Origin of the sequence: Lacticigenium naphthae DSM 19658 (assembly GCF_000425865.1) — a bacterium.
Classification (GTDB): domain Bacteria; phylum Bacillota; class Bacilli; order Lactobacillales; family Carnobacteriaceae_A; genus Lacticigenium; species Lacticigenium naphthae.
On the sequence record NZ_AUEG01000002.1, the window covers coordinates 102,459 to 120,210 of the forward strand.

Annotated in this window: 16 protein-coding genes; 5 read left to right on the top strand and 11 right to left on the bottom strand. The window is 39.0% G+C overall.

Annotated elements, in window-relative coordinates; genetic code table 11:
• Window positions 1-4: 4 nt before the first annotated feature.
• The 3 genes from H626_RS10530 to H626_RS11685 all read right to left on the bottom strand — a co-directional run bounded on the left by H626_RS10530 (window position 5) and on the right by H626_RS11685 (window position 1,792).
• Complete coding sequence (locus tag H626_RS10530; RefSeq protein WP_051237764.1) at window positions 5-601, bottom strand: SOS response-associated peptidase; 597 nt, start codon at window positions 599-601, stop codon at window positions 5-7.
• 27 nt (window positions 602-628) lie between these two features.
• Window positions 629-1,315 (bottom strand): DUF554 domain-containing protein, encoded by a 687-nt coding sequence (locus tag H626_RS0103340; protein ID WP_035618437.1) that lies wholly within the window; start codon window positions 1,313-1,315, stop codon window positions 629-631.
• Window positions 1,316-1,669: 354 nt separating this feature from the next.
• Complete coding sequence (locus H626_RS11685; protein ID WP_281170654.1) at window positions 1,670-1,792, bottom strand: hypothetical protein; 123 nt, start codon at window positions 1,790-1,792, stop codon at window positions 1,670-1,672.
• A gap of 278 nt (window positions 1,793-2,070) precedes the next feature.
• Here H626_RS11685 and H626_RS0103350 point away from each other — a divergent pair, with 278 nt between their 5' ends.
• From H626_RS0103350 to H626_RS0103360, 3 genes are read left to right on the top strand one after another with little or no spacing between them, the layout of a single operon-like run.
• Complete coding sequence (locus H626_RS0103350) at window positions 2,071-3,609, top strand: FAD-dependent oxidoreductase (RefSeq protein WP_211221942.1); 1,539 nt, start codon at window positions 2,071-2,073, stop codon at window positions 3,607-3,609.
• Between the two features lie 48 nt (window positions 3,610-3,657).
• Window positions 3,658-4,626 carry an ABC transporter ATP-binding protein gene (locus H626_RS0103355; protein WP_027108079.1) on the top strand — a complete coding sequence of 323 codons (969 nt, stop codon included), beginning with the start codon at window positions 3,658-3,660 and terminating at the stop codon, window positions 4,624-4,626.
• Window positions 4,623-6,140, top strand: coding sequence for an ABC transporter permease/substrate-binding protein (locus tag H626_RS0103360; protein WP_027108080.1), 1,518 nt, complete (start codon window positions 4,623-4,625; stop codon window positions 6,138-6,140). Before H626_RS0103355 ends, H626_RS0103360 begins: the two co-directional genes overlap by 4 nt.
• Before the next feature lie 101 nt (window positions 6,141-6,241).
• Here the strand turns inward: H626_RS0103360 and H626_RS0103365 are convergent, their stop codons facing one another.
• Both H626_RS0103365 and H626_RS0103370 read right to left on the bottom strand, forming a co-directional pair.
• Window positions 6,242-9,304, bottom strand: coding sequence for an SbcC/MukB-like Walker B domain-containing protein (locus tag H626_RS0103365; protein WP_027108081.1), 3,063 nt, complete (start codon window positions 9,302-9,304; stop codon window positions 6,242-6,244).
• Window positions 9,305-10,435 (bottom strand): exonuclease SbcCD subunit D, encoded by a 1,131-nt coding sequence (locus H626_RS0103370; RefSeq protein ID WP_027108082.1) that lies wholly within the window; start codon window positions 10,433-10,435, stop codon window positions 9,305-9,307.
• 195 nt (window positions 10,436-10,630) lie between these two features.
• On the opposite strand from H626_RS0103370, the gene H626_RS0103375 reads away from it, so the two are divergent.
• Complete coding sequence (locus H626_RS0103375; RefSeq protein ID WP_027108083.1) at window positions 10,631-11,293, top strand: deoxynucleoside kinase; 663 nt, start codon at window positions 10,631-10,633, stop codon at window positions 11,291-11,293.
• Window positions 11,294-11,471: 178 nt separating this feature from the next.
• On the opposite strand, the gene H626_RS10535 is transcribed toward H626_RS0103375, so the two are convergent.
• On the bottom strand, window positions 11,472-13,004 hold the full coding sequence (locus tag H626_RS10535) for a LysM peptidoglycan-binding domain-containing protein (RefSeq protein ID WP_084140145.1): 1,533 nt from the start codon (window positions 13,002-13,004) through the stop codon (window positions 11,472-11,474).
• Window positions 13,005-13,246: 242 nt separating this feature from the next.
• Between H626_RS10535 and H626_RS0103385 the strand changes: the two genes are divergently transcribed.
• Window positions 13,247-13,771 carry a methylated-DNA--[protein]-cysteine S-methyltransferase gene (locus tag H626_RS0103385; RefSeq protein WP_051237766.1) on the top strand — a complete coding sequence of 175 codons (525 nt, stop codon included), beginning with the start codon at window positions 13,247-13,249 and terminating at the stop codon, window positions 13,769-13,771.
• 4 nt (window positions 13,772-13,775) lie between these two features.
• Here H626_RS0103385 and H626_RS0103390 read toward each other — a convergent pair whose 3' ends face one another.
• The 5 genes from H626_RS0103390 to H626_RS0103410 all read right to left on the bottom strand — a co-directional run bounded on the left by H626_RS0103390 (window position 13,776) and on the right by H626_RS0103410 (window position 17,672).
• Window positions 13,776-14,429: a hypothetical protein gene (locus H626_RS0103390; RefSeq protein ID WP_027108085.1), complete on the bottom strand. Its 654-nt coding sequence runs from the start codon at window positions 14,427-14,429 to the stop codon at window positions 13,776-13,778.
• A 78-nt stretch (window positions 14,430-14,507) separates the two neighbouring features.
• Window positions 14,508-15,755 carry a hypothetical protein gene (locus H626_RS0103395; protein ID WP_027108086.1) on the bottom strand — a complete coding sequence of 416 codons (1,248 nt, stop codon included), beginning with the start codon at window positions 15,753-15,755 and terminating at the stop codon, window positions 14,508-14,510.
• 19 nt (window positions 15,756-15,774) lie between these two features.
• Window positions 15,775-16,602, bottom strand: coding sequence for a hypothetical protein (locus tag H626_RS0103400; protein ID WP_027108087.1), 828 nt, complete (start codon window positions 16,600-16,602; stop codon window positions 15,775-15,777).
• Between the two features lies 1 nt (window position 16,603).
• Window positions 16,604-17,290, bottom strand: coding sequence for an ABC transporter ATP-binding protein (locus tag H626_RS0103405; protein ID WP_027108088.1), 687 nt, complete (start codon window positions 17,288-17,290; stop codon window positions 16,604-16,606).
• On the bottom strand, window positions 17,283-17,672 hold the full coding sequence (locus H626_RS0103410; protein ID WP_027108089.1) for a GntR family transcriptional regulator: 390 nt from the start codon (window positions 17,670-17,672) through the stop codon (window positions 17,283-17,285). Before H626_RS0103410 ends, H626_RS0103405 begins: the two co-directional genes overlap by 8 nt.
• Window positions 17,673-17,752 lie beyond the last annotated feature (80 nt).

The following is a 17,752-nucleotide window of genomic DNA, read 5'->3' on the forward strand; positions in this document are numbered from 1 at the left end:
TCCTTCAATTTTGATTGACCTTTTTAAAACGAAACCCCTGGGAAAGCGGATGTAGCGCTTGTACCAGCTGTGTTGGGTCTAGTTTTAGATTCAAATAACTTTCTTCATCATTCGGATGTAAAATAAAAGGCATCCGCTGATGGATTGCTTTCATTTCATTCGTTGCTTCTGTGGTGATGATGGAGAATGTCAATACGTTTTCCCCCTCTTTATTGGGGTAACGCTGACAAATACCCGCCATAGAAAAGATTGGAAGGTTTTCCATTTCTATTGTAAATTTTTCCTTCTCCTTTGTTTCCTCGTTAACTTTCCATTCAAAAAACGAGGTGGCCGGAATAATACACCGTTGTTTTTCAAACGGGACTTTAAACGTTTTTTTATCCAGAATTCCCTCTATACGTGCATTGATCAACGGTTTTTTAGTAAATCCAGGAGTGAATCCCCATTTCACCGGGTAGAATTTATGATTGGGCAATAACACGATGGGAGAATGGGTGGGGAAAATTTCTTTTTGTTTTTCAAACGAGTCCACATCCCACTGTGTATTGTATCTTTTTTCTAATTCTTCTGGTGATGCTTCCAACGAGTAACGTCCGCACATAATATCCTCTCCTTTACTTATGTACTATTAAATATACATAAACCAAAATAAGACTGGTACGAAAACTGCCGGAACAAAATTCATGATTTTCAAGTTCGTGACCCCTAGTATATTTAACCCCAATGCAAATATCAAAATGGAACCAATCGCATTGATATCTTGGATCATGGGATCCGTTAGAATCGAGTCCAATACGCCTGCAAATAATGTGATGCTCCCTTGATAAGCAAAAACTAAAAACCCTGAGAATAGTACGCCTTTTCCTAAACTGGATGCAAGTACTAAGCTAGTTACACCGTCCATCACTGCTTTTGTGTAGAGGATAGAATGGTCTCCCGTCAGTCCGCTTTGTAAAGATCCTACAATGGATAATGCTCCGACCGCCAAAATCAAACTTGCCATCACGAATCCTTTCGAAAAAGAAACATCTTTATCTTTTGAAGGGAATTTTTCCTCTAATTTCTGCCCCAAATGGAGGATTTTAGCATCTAAATCAATGATTTCTCCTATAATCGTCCCCAATACTAAGGATAAAATAATAGACAATGTATTTTGACCACTGAATAATCCAGTCATCCCAATATACATCGCACTCAATGCTAATGCTTGCATCAGTGCCTTCTCTAGTTTTTTAGGTAGGCCTTTGTTAATAAAGAGCCCGATTGTTCCACCAACGAAAATTGCTATTGTATTGACAATGACACCTGTAAGCATCTCACTCCTCCTTTCCTGACGCATTCCTTTCTATTATATAGGAGGAAAGTAACTAGAACAATTTTATTTTTCAGTTTTTTTGTTTAAATACCCATCTTCATTGCAAGGTCTAACTACAGAGAACGAGTATCCCCTGCCTCTACGATGGAAGTGGGTACAAAGACAACTAACTGTTTGCCCGAATACACAAATATACTCGCTCAGGAAATCCAAAAAAACAACTCGTGTATACTTATGCACCCTGTCAAACTTTTTATCTTTGTTAAAGACCACTAAGCAATCCGTGAAGTAATTGGGTAACGAACCCACTAATCTTACCCCGAACGGTGCCTCAGCTATAGCTTTACATGTTGATTAAAAAAATCCACTAGTTAAAGTGAACGATCCCAAATCGATACCACGAGCTAAAGCTGATAAAAATCCGAAACGTATAAAAGCATACAGTTCAGTTTCATTGTCTGTTTTATACGTTTCCAAAAAACTATTCCTCCAACTTTCATTCTGTTCCTCGCTTTCTGTTGTTTCCACCTTATGTACATTTACACAAAATATTTGTTGGAACTCTAGCTCTTTTATTTTATGGCCTACTGTCCATTAAAGCAACTGATAAAATCAACTGACTGATGATCACGGGGAGATTTATTGTTGCTATTTCTTTTTTGTCGTTGCTTATCTTTCACCCTTCATACACTAAAATGGTATACTTTATCCATGAGATGCTTCAGATTCTTCAGTCAACAAAGGAGGACGGATTCATGCAAAAAACTATGCTTGACACCTATCTTCATCCCTTTCCCCGATCTTTTTGGAGAGAAGAACTACTCCCTCACTATCCCACACTTGACTCGAATACAGAAACTGAGGTAGGGGTAATCGGTGGAGGAATCGTAGGGATCTTAACTGCGTATCGTTTAGCAAAACAAGGAAAAATAGTCACCTTGATTGAAGCCGATCGCCTTTTAGAAGGAGTGACCGGACATACCTCAGCAAAAGTGAGTATCCAGCACGGCTATTTGTATTCCGATCTAATTCAATCGATTGGAATACAAAAAGCAAAACTTTATGTGGAAGCCAACCGAGACGGACTAAATTATATAAGCGAACTTGTCGAAGAACTTTCAATCGATTGTGATTGGCAAGAAAAAGAGTCCACTATTTATTCTACTACTTCCCAAGGAAAGAAAAAAATCCACAAGGAGTTGTGGGCCTATGAACAACTTCAGCTTTCCGCTACGTATTCAGAAGGATTATTGCATGATCTTCCCCTACCAGTGAAGAATGCACTTACTCTTTCGAGACAAGCTCAGTTTCATCCTGTGAAGTTTCTAAAACGGATACTCGAAGAATTTGTAAACCTAGGCGGCACGATTTACGAAAACACTCGTGCCACCCAAGTTTACAAGGATCCCACAGTAGTGCATACCAACACGGGCCATACATTGATTTGTGACAAAGTTGTGGTGGCCTCCCATTATCCTTTCAACGATTTCAATGGATCGTATTTTTCTAAATTGAGTATCTCTCGTTCCTATTCTGTCGCGGCCAAACTGGCTGGACCGGTTCCGCAACGAATGTATCTGAGTGTCGATCTTCCCAAACGCTCTATGCGTCCCCTGTCCATCTCGCCGGATGAACAATGGCTATTGATTGGTGGAGAAACTCACCCGACAGGCAAAAGCAAACAGTCTACCCAGGAACATTACCGTGCCTTAGTCGCATTCGGTTTAAACAATTTCCGTTTAGTTGAAGCACCTTTTCACTGGTCTTCACAAGACATGACAACTTTAGATTTGGTTCCTTATATCGGGCAAATGACTAAGCATTCCAGAAACATCTTTGTGGCAACAGGAATGAATAAATGGGGAATGACGAATGGCGCGCTAGCTTCCCAATTGATCACAGATTTGATTTGTGAAGAAGAGAATCCTTACACCACTGTCTTTACTCCTCTTCGCACACCTTTCAAACAGAAAAGCATTCAAAACTTCTTCAAGAAAAATCTGTCTATTCCCAAAGATTTCTTTCCTGATTTGACAGAAAAGAGAGAGTTGACTCTTTCAGACTTGAAAGTTGATGAAGGAAAAAAAGTGACCCATCAAGGAAAAATTTTAGGTGCATACAAAGATCCAGAACATCAGATTCATTTGATCCATCCTCATTGCACCCATATGGGGTGTAGCTTAAACTGGAATAATGCAGAACGTTCTTGGGATTGTCCTTGTCATGGTTCACGTTTCTCTTATACAGGAGAAGTGTTGAATGGACCGGCGACTAACCCCTTAAAAAATGAATAGAAAAACTCCTCAGTGCACTAATTAGCTCTAGGAGTAAGGAGGCAGAAGATGATACGATTTGAGAATGTTTCAAAAGAGTACACGGTAGGAGAACCTGTAGTGTCCGATTTTTCACTAGAAATAAAAGACCAGGAATTTTTTGTTTTAATTGGACCCAGCGGAAGCGGCAAAACAACTACATTGAAAATGATCAATCGATTAATTTCATTAACTAATGGATTTATTCGGATAGATGAAAAGCCGATCAGTGACTATAACTTGCAAGAATTGCGTTGGAATATTGGGTATGTTCTTCAACAAATTGCTTTATTTCCCAATATGACTGTTGAAGAAAATATCAGGGTCGTTCCAGAAATGAAAAAATGGGATAATAAGAAGATGCATCACCGGGTCACTGAACTTCTCGAAAGTGTCGGCCTAGATCCGGAAAAATATCGCCACCGGAAGATATCCGAACTCTCAGGAGGCGAACAACAACGAATCGGTGTGTTGAGGGCTCTAGCAGCTGATCCGGATATTATTTTAATGGATGAGCCTTTTAGTGCGCTTGATCCTATTAGCAAGTACAATTTACAGCAAGATGTTGTCGAACTACAAAGAAAACTTAAGAAAACCGTTGTCTTTGTCACACATGATATGCAAGAAGCTATCACTTTAGCCGATCGGATTTGTTTGATGAATCATGGGAAAATCGAACAAATCGGAACGCCGGATGAAATCTTAGCACATCCAAAAAATGATTTTGTTAAAAAATTCCTACAAACAGGGCTTCCAGATTACAAACAGCCCCAAACGGTTCAATCCATAATGGACAAAGGATTTTATTCTTCCAGCATTGAGGGACAAAGTTATACGGAAACAATATCATCAACGGCTAAATTGAATATACTTCTTCCGCTATTGGCCCAGCAAGCAGTCGTCGGTCTTTTAGATGAAAAGGGAGAAGTCATCGGGTTGTTGTCACAAAGAAATTACATTGAATATCTCGCTCAAGAGCAGCAAGGAGGTACACAATGAATACACTGATCACAACATTTCAAGAACGTGGTGGTGATTTGGTTCAAGCGCTGATCGAGCACATGCAACTTTCGTTTATTTCCTTGCTGATTGCCGTTATCATTACCATTCCCTTAGCTATTTATTTAGTTCAACATAAACGTGTTGCCGAACCGATCATACAAGTAACAGCTATTTTTCAAACGATTCCTTCCCTAGCATTGTTGGGTCTATTGATACCAGTGGTCGGGATCGGGACCCTTCCTGCTATTATCACGCTTGTTGTCTATGCGCTTCTGCCCATTTTACGCAATACCTATACTGGGCTAGCGGAAATTGACCCCGCTATTAATGAGGCGGCAGATGCAATGGGAATGAGTCACAGACGTAAACTCCTCAAAGTACAAATACCGATTGCAATGCCCGTTATCATGGCAGGGATTCGAAATGCTATGGTTTTGATCATCGGGACTGCAACGATTGCCGCTTTAATTGGTGCGGGTGGTTTAGGTAGTCTGATTTTACTCGGAATCGACCGAGGAAATAATGCACTCATTCTGCTTGGAGCGATCCCTGCTGCTTTGCTTGCGATTGTATTTGATTATATTTTAGGCTATTTCCAACGGATCCCTTTCAAACAAACGGGAATTATTTTAGGTTTTGCCAGTTTGTTCATCGTCGGATTTATCGCCTATCCATTTTTTACACAAGAGGATAATGAATTAGCAATTGCAGGAAAACTTGGTACTGAACCAACTATTTTGATCAACATGTATAAAGATTTAATTGAGCAAGAAACAGACTTCACCGTTTCCTTGGAACCCAATTTTGGAAAGACGACTTTCCTATTCAACGCTATTCGTTCAGGAGATGTCGATATCTATCCTGAATTCACCGGAACCGTTCTGGCAACCTTCCTAGAAGAAGAGGCTGCTGAAAACAATGCTCGCGTAGTTTATGAGCAAGCGCGTGATGGCTTAGCTGAACAATACGATCTGGCCTTGCTTGAGCCGATGGAATTCAACAATACCTATGCTCTGGCAGTTACTTCTGAATTAGCTGAGCAGTATGGTTTAGAAACCATTTCCGATTTAGGATCGATTACAAGCGAAATCAAAGCAGGTTTCACTCTTGAATTTACTGACCGTCAAGATGGTTATCTGGGGATTCAAGAGTTGTATGGAATCAACTTTGAAAGCCTTCAAACAATGGAACCACAACTGCGTTACCAGGCAATAGACGAAGGAGACATCAATCTAGTCGATGCTTACAGTACCGATAGCGAATTGGTCCGATACGATATGGTCGTTTTAGAAGATGACCTAGAATTGTTCCCACCTTACCAAGGAGCTCCTTTACTGCTGCAAGAATTGATCGATGAAAATCCTGAGATCCAAGAAGCCTTAAATCTTCTAGGCGGTAAAATCACGGATGATGAGATGCGTGAAATGAATTACGCTGTCGATGTCGAAGGAGATACACCAGAAGAAGTTGCAGAAGACTACTTGCGAGAACAAGGGTTACTTACCGAATAACACTACTTTGATAATAGCCCTTCAACCTGTGGAGTAGATACAAAAAACCAGAAACAAGTCAGTCTAGTTAATAGACTAACGCTTGTCTCTGGTTTTTTTTACTACACACGAATGGCAGCCGTACTTCCTTTAGTCGTTTTTTCTACTTCAATATGTGCTGGTATTCTTGTTTTGAGTTCTTCCACGTGAGATATCAGTCCAACTAGACGCCCACGATCATTTAATTCCATCAATGTTTGAATGGCGTTGTCTAAAGAATCCGAATCCAATGTACCAAATCCTTCATCTATAAATAACGTATTCACTGTCACTCCACCATTTTGATTTTGAATGACTTCGCTGAGTCCCAATGCCAATGCGAGCGCAGCTTTGAAGGTTTCCCCGCCAGACAGCGTGTTCACGCTCCGTTCTTGACCAGTATATTGGTCGAATACATTTACCTCTAATCCTTGAGGACCAGCGCCTTTTGCTTTTGTCTGTTTCTTTCTTAATTGGTATCGTTTATTTGTCATCTTTTGAAAACGATGGTTTGCTGCTTGTAATATTTCTTCAAAATAAATCCCTAAAACGTAACGTTCAAAGGAAACATAGTCTGTTTCTTTGGATCCATTTGCTAATTCAGATAGATTCCCATAAATACGGAAAGCTTTCTGTGTGGCTGCTTCTTTCTTTAACCATGTTTTTAGTTCACGTAATGCTTTCTGATTAGCGTCAGTTGCTGCCACATAGAAATCTCTTTCTGCTTCCAGTTCGGTTTTTCTTGTTTTCATAACTGCTTCTCTTGCTGCATAGATATCAGCTGATTCTAAGCTTCCCTTTACGGGTTTCTCTTTGCTATGCGCCTCTTTTTGATGAGCGTGCGCATAGGCTTCTTGTCTGAACCGGCTCGCTTCTTTTTCCCACTCATCAGCTGTTTCTTCCCCCAACAGGAACGTTTCGAAGGGTTCACCCAGAGCTAATTCAGCTTCTTTTTCAGCAAATTCCGCTTCAGCTTTTTCTGCTTTTTCTTTTTGGTTCTGGAGACTATCCTGAAGTTGCTTTTTAGTAGCTTCAATACTGCTTTGTTGTCTTTGCAACGCTTGGATTCGTACTTGTTTTTCGTCATACTCCTTTTGAATGCGTGCAATTTCAATTTCCAACTTTGTTCGTTTTTCACGAACTTCTGTAACTTCTTCATGCATTTGCCTATTACTTAATTCCTCTATTTTTTCTTGTAACTCGTTCAAGTGATTTTGCATCCCTATAAGTGTTGCTGATGCATTTTCACTTTCTTTTTCTTTCTTTCGTTCCTCTGCATTTAACTGGTCAAACTGTTTTTCCAGTGTCTCTTTTTGAGAAAGTTCTTGTTCGATTTGAGATGCTTGCTCAGAAAGAGTTGTACATTCTCTTTTTTTCCTCTGGAGATCCCCTTCTTGTTCTTCCCTGGCTTCTGTCAGGGTGACCAAGGAACAATTCAACTCTCGTATTTTTTCATCCAACTCTTCCTTAAGTGTACTGATTGTCGCTGTCAATTGATCAAGTTGTTGTCTTTCCCTATTGCGCGTTTCCTCATAAACTTTCAATTCTTCTTTTGTGATCGTCTCTGGAGTCACAACGGCTACCTGTGGATGATCAGTTGATCCACAAACAGGACAAGGCTCCTCACCTTCCAACTCTTTAGCTAAAATCCCCGCCAGGTTCCTGTTGTATTCATGATAGTGTCGATCAAACTGTTCGTTTGCTTCCCCATAAGCTTCTTGAGCTAGTTTCCACTCATTTTGTCTCATTTCCACTACTCTTTTTTTCTTTTCAGCATCCTGAAACTCTTTTTGCTTCAGTTCCAGCTTTTCTTGCTCATTTTCTGCTTTCATTATTTCCGTTTTAAGCTGATTCCAAAGCTCTTTCTGTTTTTCTGTTTCCTCTTTTTGTTCTGCAACTTCTTGTTTTTCTGTTTCGATTTCTTTAAGCCGCTCGCCAAGTTCTTTTCGTTTCTTCTCTAACCTTTGTTTTTCTTCACTAATTTCTTGTTGTTTCCCTTGGTTTTTCTCTATTTCCTCAAACCTATTTTCCTCTTCTTTGAGTGCTTGCAGCAGTTCTCTTTTTTGGTCTACTGTTTGAAAAGCTTCTTGTAAAGCAGCAAACGTGTTCTCTTCTTTTGCAAGGTATTCTGCATTCTCTTTTTCTTCATCAATTGTGTTCTGCAAGCTTTTGATCAACCGTTTTTTTTCGCTCACATTTGCTTCAATCGTATCGTGCAGTGTTTTAAGTTGCTGAGCTTTTTTATGTAAGCTCACGTGCGTTTCTTTTACTGAAATGGCTCCTTCTCTAGCAGCCAATTCTTTTTCTTTGGATACCAAAGCCTCTTCTTTTGCTATCCATTGTTGAATGGCTTTAACCTCTTCTAACACTTTTTCGGTTTGCACTTGTCTTTTTTTGATAGCGGTCAATGATTCAACTTGTTTCTGTACTTCTTTTTCCAACTCACTGACGACGTCAGCCATACGTTCTTCTTTTATTGCCAATTCGAGCGATTCATCTCCATTGGATTGTATGCCAGTCATCACTTGTGTGAGAGCGTGCATCGTTTCTTTGTGTTTATCATCTAACACTTTTTTCTTTTTTTTCAACCGTGTTTGAAACAACTCGAAAGGAGACGTTTGAAAAATATTACGAAAGATTTTTTCTTTTTCTCCGCTGTCGGACTCCAGCATTCGCTTAAACTCTCCTTGGGGGAGCATCACGATTTGACGGAATTGTTCGTATTCTAATGAGAGCAATGCTTTAATTTCATCATTGGCTTCCTTGATTTTGGTGGTGATCCCATTAGGATGACGAAACTCTACTTCACTCATGTATTTTTTTGTTTTTCCTTTTGCTTTGGCCGGTCCGCTTTGTGCAGGTGACCGTCTGATAAAGTATTCTTTTCCAACTAACTCAAAAGTAAGTTCCACATAGCATAATTCTTGATCGGTTGAAAATTGCGATTTAAAAGCATCTTTGTCTCGGCTATCTCCACTGGCATTATCGTATAAGGCGTAGGCAATAGCATCAAAGATAGTCGTTTTCCCTGCTCCAGTAGGTCCGCTCACTAAAAATAATGTTTGCGCATTAAATAAACGGAAATCCAGTTCCACTCTATCTTTATACGGGCCAAATGCATTCATGACTAATTTGATCGGTCTCATTTATAGTTCCCTCCCGATTTCTTCAACAACTTCTTTTACTGCCTGTTCACTTTCTTCATCCAATTCTTGCTGCTTATAGTAAGCAAAAAAATCCTTGAATAACTCAGGAACGGATTTGTTTTTCATCTGCTCGCGGTTCAATTGATCTTTTTCTTCATTTGATTGAACTGTTCGTCTATATTCAAGACTCATAGCATATGGATAACGTTTTTTTAGTTGATTCATTGCATCCATAACATATTGTGTATCTTCCAATTCGATGAATACATAATCAGAAGATTGGTTTTGTAGTAACTCTTGAAAGGTCCCACGAACTACACGCATATCCCTGAACGGTTTAAGCGGTATTGATTCTGAAGTTATCCCCTCTTCCTCAATTGTTACGATCCGCACCTGTTTTTTATGCAGCACTTCCGATTTAGAGTACTTTAAAGGTGAACCGCTATAACGAACTTGCTCTCTACCTACTTTTTGAGCTTTATGTAAGTGTCCGAGAGCAACATAATCAAATGCATCAAATAAATGAGCATCTACATATTCGGCCGTCCCTATTGTTAAAGGGCGCTCTGAGTCAGAAGTTTCGACTGAATCGATACCATTATTTACTATATATCCATGGGCAATCAAAATATTTACAGCCTCAGGGTCCCAGTCGGCTTTTATTCGTTCCATTTGTTTTTGGGTGGCATCTTCTAGACTATGAATCGTATCGTCTTCCAGTAAATAGCGAATAGTTGCCGGATCTGCAAACGGTAGCAAATAAAAGTGATTATTTCCTATTTCAATTTTTCGCGTGACTTCTTTTACTGTCCCTTCAATAAACAATTGGCTTTTTTCTAATAGTTGCGCACCATATTCTAACCGTTCATTACTATCATGGTTTCCTGCAATTACTAACACAGGTACATGCATTTCCTGAACAAGAGTTGTGAGTATATTATTTGCTAAAGTCACCGCATCTTTAGGGGGAATGGAACGATCATATAAATCTCCAGCCATGATCACTACATCTATTTCTTGTTCTTTTACAATCGTTAGGAGTTGGTTAAATATATATTCCTGATCTTCTAACATAGAAAATTCATTGACGATTTTTCCAATGTGCCAATCAGCTGTGTGTAAAATTTTCACATCGATTCCCTCCAAAAAGTTTGTTTCTTTTATTATACGCGAGACCGCAGTAAATTTATATCACGTCTGCCATTCCTTAATGAATTTTTTTGAAAGAACTCTTTGAATTCTCTCTTGCAACGCCACTATATCTAGTGGTATTATTAATAACAGACAGCAAAACTATACTACATATAGAGACAGGAGATCTGACTCATGGAAGGAGATTACCAAGCCGTGATTGTATTAGCGGGTATGATTGGTGCTGGAAAAAGCACCATTACCGAACTTATCTCAAGCGAATTAAACAGTGAAGCGTTTTATGAAAGTGTTGACGATAATCGCATTTTAGAAAAATTTTATGCTGACCCAAAAAGATGGGCTTTTTCACTACAAATTTATTTTTTAAACACACGTTTCCGTAGTATCAAGCAAGCTTTGACCCATCAACACAATGTATTGGATCGTTCGATTTATGAAGATGCTCTTTTTACTCAAATCAATTTTGAAGATGGAAATATGAGCGATGCTGAAATGGAATTATATATGAATCTATTAGATAATATGATGGAAGAATTAAAAGGCATGCCCAAAAAAGCTCCTGATTTATTGATTTATCTACGTGGCTCTCTGGATACTCATCTGGAACGTATTAAAAAACGTGGACGTTCATACGAGCAAATTGAAGACAATCCAGAATTACTCAATTATTACAAAAAATTGCATGGACGTTATGATGATTGGTACAATTCATACGATAAAAGTCCCACACTTATCTTAAATATTGATAAATTGGATGTAGAAAACACTGCTGATAGAGAATTCATCCTGGAACAAGTAAAAGCTAAATTACCACAAACTTATCAAGTAACATACTGAAAATGCAAATGACCGCACCCTAACACTCAGTTGGGTGCGGTCTGATTTTTTGCACGAAATAATGAATTTAATTGCTAGAAAACAATTGAAACACACAATAAAAAAATTCGTTCTGCTTTCAAAGCAAAACAAATTCTGCTAATCTACCCCTAGATAGACTAACAGAATTTTTTACCGTCTACCGAATGATCAATACTTGCCCGATACTGATCAAACTTGGATTGGAAATATTGTTCAAAGATACGAGTTTACTGACCGTTGTGTTGTATTTCAATGCAATAGCGTATAATGTGTCACCGGCTTTGACCGTATACGTCGTCGTTGGGGTCGTAGTTGAACTCGACGGAAGTTTGATGACTTGCCCGATACTGATCAGACTTGGATTGGAAATATTGTTTAACGAAACAAGCGTACTGACTGTTGTGTTGTATTTCAACGCAATAGCGTACAATGTGTCACCGGCCTTGACCGTATACGTTGTCGTTGGGGTCGTTGGCGGTGTAGGTGAACTCGACGGAAGTTTGATGACTTGCCCGATACTGATCAGACTTGGATTGGAAATATTGTTTAACGAAACAAGCGTACTGACTGTTGTGTTGTATTTCAACGCAATAGCGTACAATGTGTCACCTGCTTTGACCGTATACGTCGTCGTTGGGGTCGTTGGCGGTGTAGGTGAACTCGACGGAAGTTTGATGACTTGCCCGATACTGATCAGACTTGGGTTGGAAATATTGTTTAACGAAACAAGCGTACTGACTGTTGTATTGTATTTCAACGCGATGGCGTACAATGTGTCACCGGCCTTGACCGTATACGTTGTCGTTGGGGTCGTTGGCGGTGTAGTCGAACTCGACGGAAGTTTGATGACTTGCCCGATACTGATCAGACTTGGATTGGAAATATTGTTTAGAGAAACAAGCGTACTGACTGTTGTGCTATATTTCAACGCTATGGAATACAACGTGTCGCCAGCTTTTACGATATAAGTGGATGAACTACTTGTACCTCCGACTAAATCAGCAACTGTCACAAAACGATAACCCAATGCTCTCAAGCGCGAAATCATTGTTGGCAAAGCTTTCACTGTCCCAGTAGCTCCTTGGCCAGTGTGCATCAGAACGATCGCACCTGGAGTAATTCTACTCATGACACGTTCAACGATCGCATCGGAAGAGTTTCCTTGCCAATCTAACGTATCGATGGTCCACATTACGGAATACGTGTATCCGGCATCTCCGACTCTAGAAAGAACAGTGCTGTTATATGCACCATAAGGAGGTCTAAAGAACGGTTTAAGTTCTTTGCCTGTTAGTGAACGGATGATATCTTCTGTACGTTTTAACTGGCTGATGGTCTCTGTGGCAGATATTGTAGTGAAGTCAGGATGAGAATAGGAATGATTACCCAGATGGTGTCCTTGACTAGCGATCGCCTTGATCGAAGTAGGGTGGTGCTCTGCTCCAGACCCGGTCAAGAAGAAAGTAGATTTTATATTTTGGCTCTGTAATACTTGAAGAATACCACTGATATTGGTTCCATCTGCACCATCATCAAATGTTAGCGCGACTACCTTTTCGCTCGTTGAACCTTTAGATAAGGTTTGAGCGGGTGCCGCAGATACTATTGAAATGAAAGGGGATAGAAACAAACCGAAAAATGTGAATAAAAGAAATAGACTATAGAGTAAACGCTTTTTATTTTTGGCCATTTTTCTCACCTCATTTCTTTAGCGGCTTTAGTTAAGTAGGTAAACGGTTTCATTATGTGCAAACTAACTTAACTGACTATGCAAAAAATCAGAATATAAAAGGGAGTTATCTCTATCTTTATTATACTCCGAATAAAAAAGAATGCCTATTGATTTAATTCATTATTACCGTTTATCCCATTTTTAAGTTAATATTGTGCTAAGAAATGATTTATTTACAATTAGAAAAGAGGATCACAATTATGAATAACATGGACACTCCCGTTTTTTATGCCACATTACCCACTCCGCAAGGTACCTTATACGTGGCGGCTACCACTAAAGGACTTTGTTATGTAAGTTCTTTTTATGAAACAAAAGAAGATTTGATTGCTTTTATAGACAAAAAAATCCCTTCCCCACTTTTACAGCAAAGCGAGGAAGAAATGCAGATTTATTTACAACAACTACAGGAATATTTTGAAGGAACACGACAAACCTTCAGTCTTCCGTTAGATTTGAGAGGTACTGCTTTTCAAAAAAGTGTTTGGATGGGTTTGAATAGTGCCCCATACGGTAAAACAAAGGACTATGAAATGATTGCTAAAAAAATCAATCACCCTACTGCCATTCGTGCCGTTTCAAGTGCTATCGGCAAAAATCCTCTAACCATTGTTTTACCTTGTCACCGTATCATTCGAAAGAATGGTGAGCTTGGCGGATATAGAGGAACTCTTGCTATGAAAAAATTCCTGCTTCAACACGAAACTGACCATCTAGATAACTAAAGCTTCATAGCTCATAGTCCTCTATTTCGTCTACAGAATCGGAAGACTCTGTTTCTCTTCGAAAAAGCTCAATAACATAGTGCATTCTTGCTTCTTCTCCTTCAAATAAGTAGCGTTCCCAAGGAGAAAGTTCCATGTATAAAGGCATGACTGTTTGGGGAGCCAGTACACCGAAATCACTTGGAGATAGGTGGGTGGTATGCAATTTGATCACTCTATCCTTGACCGAACGGATACTGATTTGAAGAAATTCATTTGTTACGCTTTCTTCCGTCCGGTTAGCTACCAGCAAAGCAATGTATGTTTTTCCACGGTCTTCAAATAGTACAGAAGATAGATGGACTGTAACTAAATCAGGTACTGTCCCCTTCATAAAAGAAGGGGCTCGAACCTCTGTTTCTAATTCGACTAAAACAGGATCGTCCGAAAACTCCCGTAAATATTTTCGTTCCTGTTTTTGGGGAACAAAAAGTAAGGGGTCTTCTTTTTTTGTGTCCACTGAAATAAAGGGCGGATATGTTAGAAAAGATCCTATTCCTTCTGGTGCGGGTGACAAAAGTGTATTTTCTTTTGCTTGTCCACTTTCTGGGATAGGAGTCGTACTGCCGCAGCCAGCAATAAACCATAAACTAGTAAATAAAATAACGATTCTTTTCAATTTCTCCCTCTTTCTTGATGATTATGATCTTACTTAGTATACAAAGAAGAGAGGGATAGGAGTAATAATATGCTCACCTTATTCTTCTATATCAATCAATTGTATTTCTGCATCAAGTGGCTTCCACTCATCTGTTAAGTTATCAGGTTCTAATGTACCTTCGTAAACCGTCTGACCTGTATACAAGTCCACAACAACAATCGTAACATCTTCTCCATTTTGAATAGATTTAGTGCTGACTAAATAGAGCAAATCATTTGTGGCAGCTGCTCGCATCCCTCTCTCAACGTATTCGCCATTAAAGTTTTGCATTAGTGCAGCTGTCAACGGAACACTAAGAGTCGTTTCCAGTTTATTCGTTTCAATGTTGAATACACGCACCGTGAATCCGGCTTCTTCTTTTTCAATCAGATAAAGTGTCTCTCCCTCATATATTTGCTGAGTAGGAGAATCTATCCATTCTTCCTTTATATCCAGGATGGTATGCCGATTATCTTTGCTGTCATAATTCGCAATTGAAGTCAGCGTTTCCCCTTCATTCTCATGATTGATCAAGAATAGATTATTTTCTTTTTGTTTATAGTCTTCATCTCCATTGATTGAATTCAAGGCCGAGACATTTGTCTCTGCCGGAAATTCGGTAGCCGGAAATTGCGTTAAAAAAGGTTCAGCTGATACAATTTTTTCAGTTTCTAAATCGATCTGATAAACAAACAGCTCTACCGCAGTCGTGTTCATTCCATCTTCCCATTTGTTCTCACCAACGTGAGTAAGAAATAATATCAATTTATTCTCTACGACTTCTATCGATTCTAAGTAGCTGTATTCCGCAGGATTATCTAAAGGAAGATTGAACGTATATTTTTTTATATCTTCTGATTCTTTATTAAATTTTTCTACTTGGATAGTAGTAGAAGTCGATTGTTGCTTCTCCCAATCCACACTTGCCTCGACTATCGTTTCGGGTGTTTCTATCAGGAAATTGCCATAATTTTTACGTTTTACAAAGTTTGGATAATTCTCATATAATCGTTGAAAAGAGGGATGTGCATAAAAAACAGTATCCATTTGATAGAGGAATGGAAAGTCTTCCTCATACAGCGTCTCTTCTCCTTTTTGGATGAAGTTTGTTTGATTGTATTCATTATCGGGTTGGTAAATCGATCCGACAAGTTTTAACTTTTCTACGTATTCTTTATTTCCACGACTGGTTACATAAGAAAAAGTCGGTTTTTGATTATGTGTGGCTTCCACTGAAAAATAATGCCAGCCAAAGGCACTCACAAATAAAATTATTGTAAGGAGAAGCAGTCCGTATCGTTTCATATTTATAATCCTTTCTTATTTACACTGTAATTTTTTTGGTGAGTAAAAAGTTGCTGACGAGTATGGATAGTCCCATCAGAACGATCCCCATGATCGAAAACCAAAGAAATGTTTCACTGTTTGCAAAAATTATTCGGGTGTATAGTTGATAGATAGCCGGGGAGAAATAAATGAACAAGGATAGTCCAGCATAACCTGTAGCTAACAAAATTCCCTTCAGATGAAAACTTCTTTCAAATAATATCAACGTGAACAGCACCATCAGGACCATCAATCCTGTTAAATAGGCAAAAAAGAAAAATGGCAAAGTTTTTGGAAAAAGGAACACCATGAACGCTCCTTGTTCAATTACTTGGGCAATAGATTGTACTTGAGTAAATTCTTCTGAGATGATCAACGGAATCAGCCACTTGTATACATGTAAAAATAAATACTGGCTACTGACTAACCCTAATACGGAAAGAAATATCGTGAATAATTTCGCAAAATAAATAGACATCCGTTTTGCAGGTAACAACAATAACCGATAAATAAATGTATTTTTCCCTAGCCAGTCTCGATACCAGATAAATACGCTATAAAATAACAATGCTACTATTCCCAACATTATCGGTGCAACAAACCACAGAGAGTATGTATAGTTTAGTAGATCAAAATGACCTAATTGGGATAGAATTCCTTGCGTGGAAACTCCTTCTTCTTTGAGCATTTCCACTTTGGATAAGTAACTTCGGCTCTGGAAAAACAACCCGACTCCTTGAATAGTAAACGTCAGTCCGATCAAACTGAGGTAGCCTTTTTTAAAACGATTAAATTCAAATGCCAATAATTTTAAAAATATATTCATGTTATTGATACACCTCTCTCATAACGTCAACAACGGATTTCCCTTCCGTTTCTCTCATTTCTTCTGTATAAAATTCCCGCACGACCTGACCATCATCGATCAACACCACTTTATCCACTAGTGTTTCAAAATCAGTCAAGTCATGTGTCGTCAATAACACACCGCGATCTTCTACTAAATGGCTACTGAACACGGAAAGAATTTGTTCCCGGCTAAATAGATCAATGCCTGAAAACGGTTCGTCCATTAACAAGTAATCTACATCTAGAGCCAATCCCAGCAACATATTCACTTTTGCTTTATTCCCTTTGGATAAATCTGAAATCCGCTCTTCTTTTTTTATTTTGAAAAATGTCAATAGATCTTCTGCCCGTTTTGGATTCCAGGATCGATAATAGTCTTTCATAAAATCCATCGATTGTTTGACTGTCATGGAAGGCATCATTGTGAGCGTATCTGGGATGAACGTGATATCTTCATAGCGCTCGCTTGTAAGTGGTTTGCCGTCTATCTCAACCATACCTCCATTTAGTGGAGTTAAATTCATTATCCCCTTTAATATCGTCGTTTTTCCCACACCGTTCACACCGATAAGACACGTGATCTCCCCTTTGTGCGCTTGAAAAGATATATCTTTGAGAACGTGTCGTTTTCCATATTTCTTTTTCAATTGTTTTACTTCAATCATCCGATTCACTCGCTTTCCCATTTACTTGATAACGTCTGCTCAATTCTTCTTGAGCTTCCTCTAAAGGAATGCCCAGAGACTTTACTACCTCGATAAATTGATCGACTGCCTCTTGAATCAATTCCTGTCTTACAAAGCTAAACTTTTTAAGATCACCCGTCAGCTTACTCGGCATATTTTTTCCTGTATGCACAAGATCTTCCTCCTCCATCAATTTATAGGCACGCTGAGCTGTATTCGGATTGATCCCGAGCTGACTCGCCAGTTCTCTACGGGAAGGAACTTCTTGACCTGGTTTGTATTGTCCGTTGGCCATCTTCTCTTTAAATTGACGTACTACTTGTAGATATAATGGATCGCGACTATTGAAAGTCTGCTTCATTCTTGCACCTCGCTTTTATTCTGCTCCAACTGTATTACGTTCTTAATACAACCTTCCAGTGTATTATATGGTTAATACAG

Bases quoted from the DNA above. Each gene is read 5' to 3' on its own strand.
- H626_RS10530 (WP_051237764.1), bottom strand. From the start codon at position 601: ATGTGCGGACGTTACTCGTTGGAAGCATCACCAGAAGAATTAGAAAAA.
- H626_RS0103340 (WP_035618437.1), bottom strand. From the start codon at position 1,315: ATGCTTACAGGTGTCATTGTCAATACAATAGCAATTTTCGTTGGTGGA.
- H626_RS0103350 (WP_211221942.1), top strand. From the start codon at position 2,071: ATGCAAAAAACTATGCTTGACACCTATCTTCATCCCTTTCCCCGATCT.
- H626_RS0103355 (WP_027108079.1), top strand. From the start codon at position 3,658: ATGATACGATTTGAGAATGTTTCAAAAGAGTACACGGTAGGAGAACCT.
- H626_RS0103360 (WP_027108080.1), top strand. From the start codon at position 4,623: ATGAATACACTGATCACAACATTTCAAGAACGTGGTGGTGATTTGGTT.
- H626_RS0103365 (WP_027108081.1), bottom strand. From the start codon at position 9,304: ATGAGACCGATCAAATTAGTCATGAATGCATTTGGCCCGTATAAAGAT.
- H626_RS0103375 (WP_027108083.1), top strand. From the start codon at position 10,631: ATGGAAGGAGATTACCAAGCCGTGATTGTATTAGCGGGTATGATTGGT.
- H626_RS10535 (WP_084140145.1), bottom strand. From the start codon at position 13,004: ATGGCCAAAAATAAAAAGCGTTTACTCTATAGTCTATTTCTTTTATTC.
- H626_RS0103385 (WP_051237766.1), top strand. From the start codon at position 13,247: ATGAATAACATGGACACTCCCGTTTTTTATGCCACATTACCCACTCCG.
- H626_RS0103395 (WP_027108086.1), bottom strand. From the start codon at position 15,755: ATGAAACGATACGGACTGCTTCTCCTTACAATAATTTTATTTGTGAGT.
- H626_RS0103400 (WP_027108087.1), bottom strand. From the start codon at position 16,602: ATGAATATATTTTTAAAATTATTGGCATTTGAATTTAATCGTTTTAAA.
- H626_RS0103405 (WP_027108088.1), bottom strand. From the start codon at position 17,290: ATGATTGAAGTAAAACAATTGAAAAAGAAATATGGAAAACGACACGTT.
- H626_RS0103410 (WP_027108089.1), bottom strand. From the start codon at position 17,672: ATGAAGCAGACTTTCAATAGTCGCGATCCATTATATCTACAAGTAGTA.